The organism is Rhodoplanes sp. (assembly GCF_013377085.1).
Classification (GTDB): Bacteria; Pseudomonadota; Alphaproteobacteria; order Rhizobiales; family Xanthobacteraceae; genus Rhodoplanes.
Window position 1 is genome coordinate 1 of record NZ_JACAAX010000081.1, and the last position, 10,036, is coordinate 10,036.

Annotated in this window: 9 protein-coding genes; 2 read left to right on the forward strand and 7 right to left on the reverse strand. The window is 68.5% G+C overall.

Annotation, left to right across the window (positions count from 1 at the left end):
* Nucleotides 1-1,158: 1,158 nt before the first annotated feature.
* Nucleotides 1,159-3,645: a glycogen/starch/alpha-glucan phosphorylase gene (locus HXX10_RS28645; RefSeq protein WP_296526882.1), complete on the reverse strand. Its 2,487-nt coding sequence runs from the start codon at nucleotides 3,643-3,645 to the stop codon at nucleotides 1,159-1,161.
* A gap of 174 nt (nucleotides 3,646-3,819) precedes the next feature.
* Nucleotides 3,820-4,260: a hypothetical protein gene (locus HXX10_RS28650; RefSeq protein ID WP_296526883.1), complete on the reverse strand. Its 441-nt coding sequence runs from the start codon at nucleotides 4,258-4,260 to the stop codon at nucleotides 3,820-3,822.
* A 290-nt stretch (nucleotides 4,261-4,550) separates the two neighbouring features.
* Here HXX10_RS28650 and HXX10_RS28655 point away from each other — a divergent pair, with 290 nt between their 5' ends.
* Nucleotides 4,551-4,844, forward strand: coding sequence for a hypothetical protein (locus HXX10_RS28655; RefSeq protein ID WP_296526884.1), 294 nt, complete (start codon nucleotides 4,551-4,553; stop codon nucleotides 4,842-4,844).
* A 27-nt stretch (nucleotides 4,845-4,871) separates the two neighbouring features.
* Nucleotides 4,872-5,183 (forward strand): HdeA/HdeB family chaperone, encoded by a 312-nt coding sequence (locus HXX10_RS28660; protein ID WP_296526885.1) that lies wholly within the window; start codon nucleotides 4,872-4,874, stop codon nucleotides 5,181-5,183.
* A gap of 63 nt (nucleotides 5,184-5,246) precedes the next feature.
* Here the strand turns inward: HXX10_RS28660 and HXX10_RS28665 are convergent, their stop codons facing one another.
* The 5 genes from HXX10_RS28665 to HXX10_RS28685 all read right to left on the reverse strand — a co-directional run bounded on the left by HXX10_RS28665 (nucleotide 5,247) and on the right by HXX10_RS28685 (nucleotide 9,781).
* Nucleotides 5,247-6,329, reverse strand: coding sequence for an alpha/beta hydrolase (locus tag HXX10_RS28665; RefSeq protein ID WP_296526887.1), 1,083 nt, complete (start codon nucleotides 6,327-6,329; stop codon nucleotides 5,247-5,249).
* A 14-nt stretch (nucleotides 6,330-6,343) separates the two neighbouring features.
* The gene (locus HXX10_RS28670) at nucleotides 6,344-7,648 is read right to left on the reverse strand and encodes a hypothetical protein (protein ID WP_296526889.1); all 1,305 of its coding nucleotides are present in this window, start codon (nucleotides 7,646-7,648) and stop codon (nucleotides 6,344-6,346) included.
* 63 nt (nucleotides 7,649-7,711) lie between these two features.
* Complete coding sequence (locus HXX10_RS28675) at nucleotides 7,712-8,290, reverse strand: OmpA family protein (protein WP_296526891.1); 579 nt, start codon at nucleotides 8,288-8,290, stop codon at nucleotides 7,712-7,714.
* A 56-nt stretch (nucleotides 8,291-8,346) separates the two neighbouring features.
* Nucleotides 8,347-8,766 (reverse strand): hypothetical protein, encoded by a 420-nt coding sequence (locus tag HXX10_RS28680; RefSeq protein WP_296526894.1) that lies wholly within the window; start codon nucleotides 8,764-8,766, stop codon nucleotides 8,347-8,349.
* 79 nt (nucleotides 8,767-8,845) lie between these two features.
* Nucleotides 8,846-9,781: a DUF2950 domain-containing protein gene (locus HXX10_RS28685; RefSeq protein WP_296526897.1), complete on the reverse strand. Its 936-nt coding sequence runs from the start codon at nucleotides 9,779-9,781 to the stop codon at nucleotides 8,846-8,848.
* Between the last annotated feature and the right edge of the window lie 255 nt (nucleotides 9,782-10,036).

Consider the following 10,036-nt stretch of genomic DNA (forward strand, 5'->3'; position numbering starts at 1 on the left):
ACATCGCTCAACCAGTAAAGCTGCTTGCTCATCAAGGGCTCCGTACCCCCGGAGCTCTTGAATCAGTCGACGATCCGCGCTGCAAGCAAATTGAGTCCCGACCCTAGTCCCCCAGCCATTTCTGAATTTCTCAAAAAATCAAAGAATTGACCGACGAACTGCCGCCCGGGATCGGGACGGCTTCGGACGGCCTGGTGGGCAAAACCAGCACGCCCATGGCGTGCTGTGGCCGGCCTGCCACGTCTCGAGGTTAAACCAGCGGGCGACCCGGTCTGCTTGTCAAGAGTTCTTTACATGGGCACAACAATACCGTTCAATTGGCCATTCACTGACGAATTCCTAGTGAAGGCAGCGGGCGGCCGGAGACTTCTCCAGCCGCCCGTTTTTCATGTCGGCGCGGGTGGCGCCCTGCGCCACGCCCGCCGGTGCCTCCCGCCGCCACGCCTCGACGCGGAGACCTCGCTGACGAATGAAAAAAAAGCCCCGCCATCCCGGAGGGGGCGGGGCGAAGTCTAGGGAGGAAACGCCCAAGGAGGGCACCACCAACCGTCAGGCCGGCGGCCTCGGATGGCGGGGAGAACCGCCAAATCACTCGGCGAACATACGCGATGTTGCATCGCAGCAAAAGCTCGTCACATCACCACTCGGAAAGGCCCTTAAGTCCAAGGTCGTACAACTCCAGGCTATATGTCCGGATTGCCGGTCAGCGCGCTGGGCGCTCGGCGCCTGGCAAAAGCGAACGGGCGGCCAGTTTCCTGCCGCCCGCCACTCGTTGGTACCGTTCCTCCCTAGACAGGCGGTACATCAATAAGGAAAGAGGATATCCCGCCTTCTGTGAAGTCGGGGCGAGTACGCACGGGGTTCCAGTTACGGAAAAACCCGAGATCGTCTTTGAAGTCCAGCGCGTGCACTGCCGCATTTCTGACGGCATCACTTGGCCGTCATGACCGCGCCCTTGCATGCACTTCAGTTGCTGCCATAGGCAGGTCGAGGAAACGGGGACTGTTTTCGGTCTCGGCGCGCACCTTCACGACGCGGGCGACCGAGGTGCCGCAAGCCGCGCGGGAACGTGCTTGCGCGATTTGGCCAGGCGCCAGACCGTGCGGCGCCCAGCTCGTTCCGACCGGGCAGGCCAGGGAATTCCCCGGCCCGCTCGCCTCATGCCCCCAGCGGCTTCACGTGCCAGACCCGCTCGCAATAGTCGAGGATCGAGCGGTCGGACGAGAACTTGCCCATCCGCGCGACATTGATGATCGACATCCGGGTCCAGGCGTCGGTGTCGCGCCACAGGGCGGCGACCCGGTCCTGGCAGTCGACATAGGCCTGGTAGTCGGCCAGCACCATGAACGGATCGTGCCAGAGCAGGCCGTCGAGGAGCGGGCGGAACAGGTTGGGATCGCCGGGCAGGGTGCCGGAGCCGATCAGGTCGATGACGGCGCGCAACTCGGCGTTCTGCTCGTAGACGCGCCGCGGGCTGTAGCCGGCCGCCTTCGAGGTTCGCACCTCGTCGGCCGTTAGACCGAACAGGAAGAAGTTCTCCGCCCCGACCTCCTCGCGGATCTCGATATTGGCGCCGTCGAGCGTGCCGATGGTCAGCGCGCCGTTGAGCGAGAACTTCATGTTGCCGGTGCCGCTCGCCTCCTGGCCGGCCGTCGAGATCTGCTCGGAGAGGTCGGCGGCCGGGTAGATCATCTGCCCGGCCTTGACGCTGAAATTGGGGAAGAACACCACCTTGATGCGGTCGCGCATGTCGGGGTCGTCGTTGACCAGCTCGCCGACCGCCGTGACCAGCCTGATCATCAGCTTGGCGATGAAATAGCCGGGCGCCGCCTTGCCGCCGAACAGGAAGGTGCGCGGCACCATGTCGAGGTCGGGATTGGCCTTCAGGCGCCGATAGAGCGTGAGAATGTGCAGCACGTTGAGGTGCTGGCGCTTGTACTCGTGGATGCGCTTGACCTGCACGTCGAACAGCGACTCCGGATCGACGACGATGCCGGTGCGGTCCTTGATCACGGCGGCGAGCTGCCGCTTGTTGTCGCGTTTCACCTCGCGCCAGCGCTGCCGGAAGGCCGGGTCGTCGGCCGCGGGCTCGAGCTTGCGCAGGTCGCCGAGCCGTGTCGGCCACGCGTCGCCGACCGTCTCGGTGATCAGCCGCGACAGGGCCGGGTTGCTCACCAGCACGAAGCGGCGTGGCGTGACGCCGTTGGTGACGTTAAGGAATCGCTCCGGCAGCATCGCCACCCAGTCGGACAGAACCTGGGTCTTCAGCAGCTCGGTGTGGAGCGCGGCGACGCCGTTGATGGCATGGCTGCCGGCGCAGGCGAGATTGGCCATGCGCAGGGAGCGGCGGCCCGTCTCGTCGATCAGCGACATCCGCCGCACGCGGTCGTCCTCGCCCGGATAGACGCGGCGCACGCCGTCGATCAGGCGTTGGTTGATCTCGAAGACGATCTCGAGATGGCGCGGCAGCAGCGCGCCGAACAGGTCGACATGCCAGGTTTCCAGCGCCTCCGGCAGCAGCGTGTGATTGGTGTAGCCGAACGTCTTTTGGGTGACCTCCCAGGCGGCGTCCCACTCCAGCCCGCAATCGTCGAGCAGCAGCCGCATCAGCTCGGGCACGGCGACGGCCGGATGGGTGTCGTTGAGTTGGGCGGCCCAACGGTGATGGAAGGTCTCGGGCGTGCCGCCGAAACGCAGGTGGGCGCGCAGCATGTCCGCGATGGCGCAGGCGACGAAGAAGTATTGCTGCTTCAACCGCAGCGCCTTGCCCTGCGGCGAGGCGTCGTTCGGGTACAGCACCTTGCTGATGGTCTCGGTGGAGACCTGCTCCTCGACGGCCCGGCCGTAATCGCCGACATTGAAGCTGGCGAAGTCGAACGACTGCACGGCCTCGGCCCGCCACAGGCGGAGCAGGTTGCAGGTCTTCACCCGGTAGCCGAGGATCGGGGTGTCGTGCGGCACGCCCTTGACCACCTCGCCCGGGTGCCAGCGCACGCGATAGCGGCCCTTCTCGTCCCGGTAGGGCTCGGTATAGCCGCCGAAGCCGACCTCCACGGCCCGCTCCGGCCGCGCCACCTCCCACGGATAGCCGAGATGCAGCCACTTGTCGGTGAGCTCGACCTGCCAGCCGTTGCGGATCTGCTGGGTGAAGATGCCGAACTCGTAGCGGATGCCGTAGCCGATCGCCGGCACCTCCAGGGTGGCGAGCGAATCGAGGTAGCAGGCCGCCAATCGCCCGAGGCCGCCATTGCCGAGACCCGGCTCCTCCTCGTGCTCGACCAGATCCTCGAGCCGGATGTGCATGCGCGACAGGGCTTCGCGCATCGCGTCATAGATGCCGAGATTGATCAGATTGGCGGCGAGCTGCGGCCCCATCAGGAACTCGGCCGACAGATAGGCGACCATGCGGCCGTCCGGCCGGTGCAGCAGCGCGTCGAGCGACTGCACGCCGCGCTGGAACAGGCGATCGCGCACGGCGTAAGCGGTCGCCAGATAGTAGTCGTTGCGCGACGCCGTCGCCGGATGCCGGCCCTGGAAATAGTAGAGATAGTCGCGGACGGCACACGCCAGGGTGTCGGGATCGAGCCCCGTGCGGACATCGTGGCCCGGTTCGGTGATTTCAGCCGCTATGACGGACGGGAACATCGATGCCTAGCTCCTGAGTATCGGTCCGCGGCGCAGCGCGACGCGGACCCGCAATGATCGGCGGACGGGCGGCACCAAGCCGCCCCCTGTCAATGCCCGCGCTCGCCCCGCTGCCGACGGCGCCACATCGCGCGGGAGATGCGAGCACCCGGGCCGCGCGTGCTGCGCGCGCGGCTAGAACGAGCAGCGGTCGTAGGCGAGCTCCATCCCGTCCATGCCCGGAAAAACGCGGGAAATCTTGTCGGGGCCGACGACCTTCACGCTGAACTGCATGCTCGAGAGCATGATGTCGGTCGCGCAGGAGGCCAGCAGGTGGACGGTCGAGCCGTCCTCCTTCCGGGTCTTGATGGTGCAGCGCGCGCTCGCCCCTCGGATGGAATTGCCCTCGATGATGAAGCCGCTGCCGTGCAACTCCGACTTCGGCCGGAAGGCGATGCTGCCGCCCTTCTTCACGAACACGTTCGAACAGACGGCACGGTCGGTCGCCCAGGCACCGTCGAGATCCATGGCGGGTGCAGCGGAACCCGGAAGGACGAGCCCCGCCGCGACCGCGATCAGGCGCCAAGCCGCACGCAGGCAGGTCGGACGCAGGCGGGTCGCACCCAAACGTGTCATCGCTCCGGTCCTCTGATCGCGCCGCCGGCGCGTGAGCCGCTGCGGCCAGCCCCAGACAGCCCGGGCGTGCAAAGCCATGGTGCTGTGCCGGCATCGCCCGTCGGGACAGGCCGGTGCCTGCCAATTCGTCCGGTAGTTTGGACAATTATGGCCAGTGCGGCCTTGATGGTTGTCAAGGCGTCGGCGCCGCGCTCATTGGCTTATTCCGAGGACGACCGAGGTAGGGACCGACCGGGCAGGGGCGCTCGCACCGCGATGTGCATCGCAACCGGCACCAAGGATCGAAACCGATGACCAGAGCTTTGCCTGCGCTCTTCGTGCTCCTGGCGCTGATCGCCACGGCCGCCGCTCAGTCCTGCAACCCCCAGGCGGGCGGGTCCGCCTGCGGGGCGCCCACCCGGGGCGGCCCGATCGACTTTTCGAACCCGAGCGACGACCCCCGCGCCTCGCGGACGCCGTTCAGCGGAGTCAGCAACATCGGCCGCCATCTCACGCGCAACGATCCCCCGGCGACCTTCGGGTCGATCACGTTCAGCGGCGGCCGCGCCCGGTGCGCCGGCCTGTTCCGCTCGGGCAATTGCTGACCATCATCCCAGCCAAGGAAACGCCTCATGCCCTTTGGATCGGCTCAAATCCGCGTTGCCGTGATCGCGGCGGCTGTTCTGGCGGCCGTCCTTCCGGTTCGCGCTCAGGACCAGGTGGAGCGGACCATCGAGCAGTTCGCCTGCAAGGACGTGATGCGGGACAGCGGCCCCGACCGGGACGTCGCCATCGCGTTCCTGCACGGCTACCTGCTGGGTAAGTCCGGCGGCTCGAAATTCAATACCGAGCGGCTGCGCGCCGAGACCAACGCCTTCATCGACCGCTGCCTCGACAATCCGAACGAGAAGGCCGAGCAGGCGATGATCGGGGTGAAGAAATAGGACGGCTGCTTTGGGGGCCCCGCCGTCGTCGGTGCGGGGCGCCCGGAGCGCGACGCCTGCTGCTCAATTCGCGCGTCGCGGGCCGCGGGGGCCGCCGACCTCGGCGTCGCCGATCCGGTCGCGGATCATCATCATCACCGTGGTGATGTCCTCGAAGGCGCGGTTGTGGGCGTTGCCGCGCAGCTTGGTCAGGTCGAACACCTCGATCTTCTCGCGCTCGAACTCGCTCTGATAGGGCTCCTGGGCCGGATCGACCTCGCCGAGGCGCGGCACGCCGCCCCAGATGGTCTGCGACAGGCTCAGCGCCTGGTCGTCCTGCGAGACGAACAGCAGTATGCGGGGCCGCGGCGCGCCGATCCGGCGGATCTGCGCCCGGAACACGTCGACGTCGACATCGGGCGCCACCAGCATCACGTTCCTGATCTTGGCGCCGATCCGGCCGGGCCGGATCGACATCGAGCGCAGCGCCTCGAGCGTGACCCAGTTGCCCATCGAGTGCGCCAGGACGTTGATCTCCTTCACGGCGGGATTGGCGGCGACGAGATCGAGCAGCTCCTCGAGGCCGTCGCGCGAAAAATTGGCGCTCTCCCGGTCGTACGTGTAGGAGCGCAAGGCGAGCTCGCCGCGCGACGGCCAGGTGAACAGAACCGGGATGCCTTGCGCCTTCGAATCGTGGACGATCTGGGCGAACCGGTAGATGGCGTCGTCGAAGCGATTGTTGAAGCCGTGGACGAAGACCAGCACCCGGCTTTTGCCGTTCTGCCTTGCGGCCGCCGTGATGGCCGCAGTGAGGTCCTGCTTCTGCAGGAAGTCCGCCGAGACGGTGACGAACTCGCGCGCCGGATCGCCGGGTGGTGCCGCGGGCCGCTTGACCTCGCCGATGGTGCGCGCCTCGTCGGGCGGGATCGACACCGTCACGGCCGCGAAGGCGAGGCCATCGGCGCGCTCGCCGGAAAACATCAGACCGGCATCGGCGGTATCGCGGCGCCGCGTGGTGGCGGCCAGAACCTTGACGCGCGAGGTTCCTTCCGCAGTCTTCGCCACCGGCACCAGCATGCCCTGAGACGGCGCCCCGCCGCCGCAGCCGGCGGCGCCGAGCGCCAGGCCGAGCGCGACGAGGAGCGAGAGACGGTTCGTCCAGCTCATGGCGCCGGGCGGCGTCATCGGCCGGGCGGGGCCGGTTTGGCTTTGCCGGGCGCGGCCTGAGCGGCGCCGGCCGATGCGCGCGCCCGTGGCTCGGTCGTCAGGCGCTCGACCACGGTCCAGCCGTGCTCCTCGATGCCTTGCCGCGCGGCTGCCGTCACGGTTCCGGACAGCCTGATCTCCACAGCGTTGCCCAGCCGGTTCTCCTTGATCATCTGATCGAGCGAGGCGACGAGATCGCTCACCGGCCCGGTCCAGGCGAGCTGGTCGAGCGGCAGGACGGCGACGACCTTGCCGCCGGCGGTGCGGTTGAGCGGGAAGCCGATGATGTCCGTGAAGTCCGCGAACGGCGCGACCCGCGTGTGCTGATCGGCGATGAGCTCGGCCCGTCGCCGGAAGAAGAAGGCGAGGTCGCGGGTCGAGGCGGTGGCGACGCGGGCAACGAAGAGCTGGCGGTTCTTCACGCCCGTCATGCGCGTCAGCGCCGCCACGATGACGGTCTGGTCGGTGGGCGTGAACGAGGTGTTGTCGAGGAACGTGCCGGCGAGCGGGGCAGGGACGCCGAGCGCCGCGAGCTTGCCGCGATTGAGCTCGCGCAGCTCCGAGGGCGTCTTGTCGAACACGATCTGCCCCATGTCCTCGGCGGACTTGCTGTAGGAGACCGCCACGCCCGCGCCGCCCGGGATCGCCATGAAGGCGCCGCTGACCGTCAGGTTCCCCAGCGCGGTGACGCGGGCGGTCTCGTCGAGCGCTGCGGCGAGCGGCTTGAAGTCGGTGTAGGGATCGACGCCGAGCTGGCGCGCGAGCTGGCGCTTGGCCGAGGCGATGCCGAGCGCGCTGTCGGCGAGGCTGTCGCGCCCGCGGCCCGGGTTCGACGCCGCCGCGCCGATCCGGCTGAACAGAGTGCCGACCCCGGACATGCTCCGCTCGATCGTGTCGACCGGATTGGTGACCAGCCCCACCGCCAGATCGACCGGCTTCTTGGCCGCCGCCGCGGCGGCATTCACGTAGGTCTGCGACGTGCTCATCTGCTGGAGCGTCGCCAGCGCCTGCAGCTCGCGCAGGCGGACCTCGAGCAGGTCGCGCCCTTCGACGTGATGGCGGCCCTGGGCCGTGCGGATCGTGAAGACCTGCAGGAAGCCGTCGCTGCGGACCGGGTCCTCGACCTGGTAGTTGGACCCGCGGGCCCGCGCGCCCAGCACGGCCTCGGCCGAGAGGGACGGTGGTTCCTCGATCGGCGCCGCCCGGGCGACGGCAGTCGGCGACGCCACGATCGCGGCCATGGCGGCCGCGGCCAGAGCCCTGAACGCCCAGTCAGTCATGTCCGGTGTCCGATGCTGTCTGGTTCGGTCGCGCCGCGCCGGACGGTCCGCCGGCGGGGTCGCTCAGCGGCCGATATTGATGAGCTGGACCCGACGGTTCTCGGCGGCCTCCGGCTTGGCGCGGTTCAGGAGTTGCTCCTCGCCCAGCCCGACCGCCTCGACCCGGGACGGCGAGATGCCGAACGGATTGATCAGGGCGTCGCGGATCGCGTCGGCGCGCTGCTGGCTGAGCTTGAGGTTGTACTCGCGGTTGCCGGTGCCGTCGGTGTGGCCGACCACCAGGAACTTGTAGCCCTGCAGATAGGGGTGATAGAGCGAGTCCGCGATCAGCCCGACGGTGCGATACGATTCCGGGCGGATGCGGGCCGAGTCGTAGTCGAACTGGATGGCGACCGTGATCTGCGCGAGCTTCTCGAGCTGTGCCGAGAGGGGCTCGCGATTGACGCGGTTCGCGCGGGCCGGGTCCTTGAGGCTCGCCTGGGCCTGCTGGCGCAGCAGCGCCGCATTGAGGCCGGGCGTCGCCTCGATGCCCTGAAGGCTGCTGACCAGGTCGCCCGAGCTGAGCTTGGTCTGCGCCATCGCCAGCGACGCCGCCGCGGTGAGCGCGATCGCCGTCGCGATGGCGTAAGTTCGCAGAGTCATGACCGTTTCCTTCCGTGTGCGGTCGTCGGATGTCGGCCCGGAGCGAGCGGTGAGCGCTACCGGTAGCCGGCGTCCGTCACGGCCTGGCGGCACTGCGGACTGGCGTTGCGCTCGGCCTTGAAGAAGCATTCCAGCAAGTTGCCGTCGCCCGCCTGGACGCCCTGGCACAGCCGGCGGATGTCGGCGTCGCAGACCTTCAGCACATAGCTGCGGGCGTCGGCGCGCTTCTGCAGCAGGCTCGCGACCTCGGCGAACGCCACCTTGCATCCGGACGACACCTTGGCCTGGTTCTGGCTCAGGCATTGCTGGACGCGACCGCCGCCGAGATTCACCTTCTTGCAGAACTGGTCGATGTCCTTTCCACAGCGGACGGCGAGACGGTCGATCGCCTCGGCGTAGCCGATCGTCTGCGCCGCAGCGGGCGCGGCCGTCGCCATGACCAACGACGCGGCGAGCGCCACCCACAGTCTCTTCATGCGATGCTCCTCGTCGGCGTCGTCGGCCGATCTGAATGGCGAGACCGGCGGTGCGGCCGGCCTCGCAGGGGCGGGTCGTTCAGCTTTTCGGCGGCTCGACCTTGGTCCAGCGGCTGTCGGGATTGAAGGTCGTGATCTTCGGTGCGGCTTTGCCGGTATCCGCCCCGAGATCCGTCTCGTAGACGACGCCGTCATGGCCGACCGCGAAGGTCTTGACGCCGGAGATGCCGTAGCGGGCCGGATAGGCCAGCACGGCGAAGCCGCCGATCATCCGCCCTTTCACCACGTAGTCCATGGCGCCGCCCGGCGCCTTGTCGCCCTGCCGGGTGAGAATGCGGAAATAATAGCCGTGGTACGGAACAGGGCCGCTGTCCTTGGCCTTGTAGCCTTCGCTCACGGCGCCGGCGACCAGCGGACCGAGCGGGCTCGCCGGCTCGCCCTGCTTGGTCGGCCAGAACAGCCCGTCGGTCTTGCCGGGCGCGCTTCTGAACTTCCGCGCATAGTCGGGCGCGCCGTTGTCGGTTCGGGCTCGCGCCGCGTAGTCGCGCTGCGCGTCGACGACGGCGAGCAGCGTCTGGATGGTGTCGAGCTCGTTGCGGCCGATCGCCCGGTTGAGCATCTCCTCGCGGCCGGCCTCGGCGTCGAACCGCCAGGCGTCGCCGCTCTTCACGATCGGGAACGGGAACGGGAAGTCGTCGTCGCCGACCGAGAGCACGGCCTTGGCGTCGCCCTCGCTTTTCACGCTGGACTTCTGGCCATAGGCGGCGACGAACCGCTCGACCCGCTGGGCGTCCTGGACCGGGTCGCCGCTGAGGATCCAGTCACGAAACGATGGCCCCAGGATGCCGACGATCGCGGCCTGGTCCTTGGCCTTGGCGGCCTGGACCAGCGCCTCGGCCGCCGCCTGCGGCGTGGCGAAGGATGTCTGCTGCGGCTGGGGCTTCTGGGCCGCCGTCGCGGCACCGGTGGCCAGCAGGACGCAGAGGCCTGCGACGGCCACGAGCAGACGGATCACGCGAGACGTGGGTCGTGACGACATGGCGCTTCTTTCGCGGAACGAGCGGACGAGACCGGGGCGGAGCGCGGAGCAGAAGGTCGTGCTCATCGCCGGCCTCCCCGACCACCGCCGCCGCCGCCGCCACGGAATCCGCCTCCGCCTCCGCCGCCGCGGAACTCCCTGCCGCCACCGCCGCCGCCGCGAAACTCTCTGCCGCCGCCGCCGCCGAGCCCGGCACCGCCGCCCCGCGGACCGCCGCCGCCCAGTTGGGCC

Excerpts from the sequence above, each read along its gene's own strand:
- HXX10_RS28645 (WP_296526882.1), bottom strand. The coding sequence starts at position 3,645 with ATGTTCCCGTCCGTCATAGCGGCTGAAATCACCGAACCGGGCCACGAT.
- HXX10_RS28650 (WP_296526883.1), bottom strand. The coding sequence starts at position 4,260 with ATGACACGTTTGGGTGCGACCCGCCTGCGTCCGACCTGCCTGCGTGCG.
- HXX10_RS28655 (WP_296526884.1), top strand. The coding sequence starts at position 4,551 with ATGACCAGAGCTTTGCCTGCGCTCTTCGTGCTCCTGGCGCTGATCGCC.
- HXX10_RS28660 (WP_296526885.1), top strand. The coding sequence starts at position 4,872 with ATGCCCTTTGGATCGGCTCAAATCCGCGTTGCCGTGATCGCGGCGGCT.
- HXX10_RS28665 (WP_296526887.1), bottom strand. The coding sequence starts at position 6,329 with ATGAGCTGGACGAACCGTCTCTCGCTCCTCGTCGCGCTCGGCCTGGCG.
- HXX10_RS28670 (WP_296526889.1), bottom strand. The coding sequence starts at position 7,648 with ATGACTGACTGGGCGTTCAGGGCTCTGGCCGCGGCCGCCATGGCCGCG.
- HXX10_RS28675 (WP_296526891.1), bottom strand. The coding sequence starts at position 8,290 with ATGACTCTGCGAACTTACGCCATCGCGACGGCGATCGCGCTCACCGCG.
- HXX10_RS28680 (WP_296526894.1), bottom strand. The coding sequence starts at position 8,766 with ATGAAGAGACTGTGGGTGGCGCTCGCCGCGTCGTTGGTCATGGCGACG.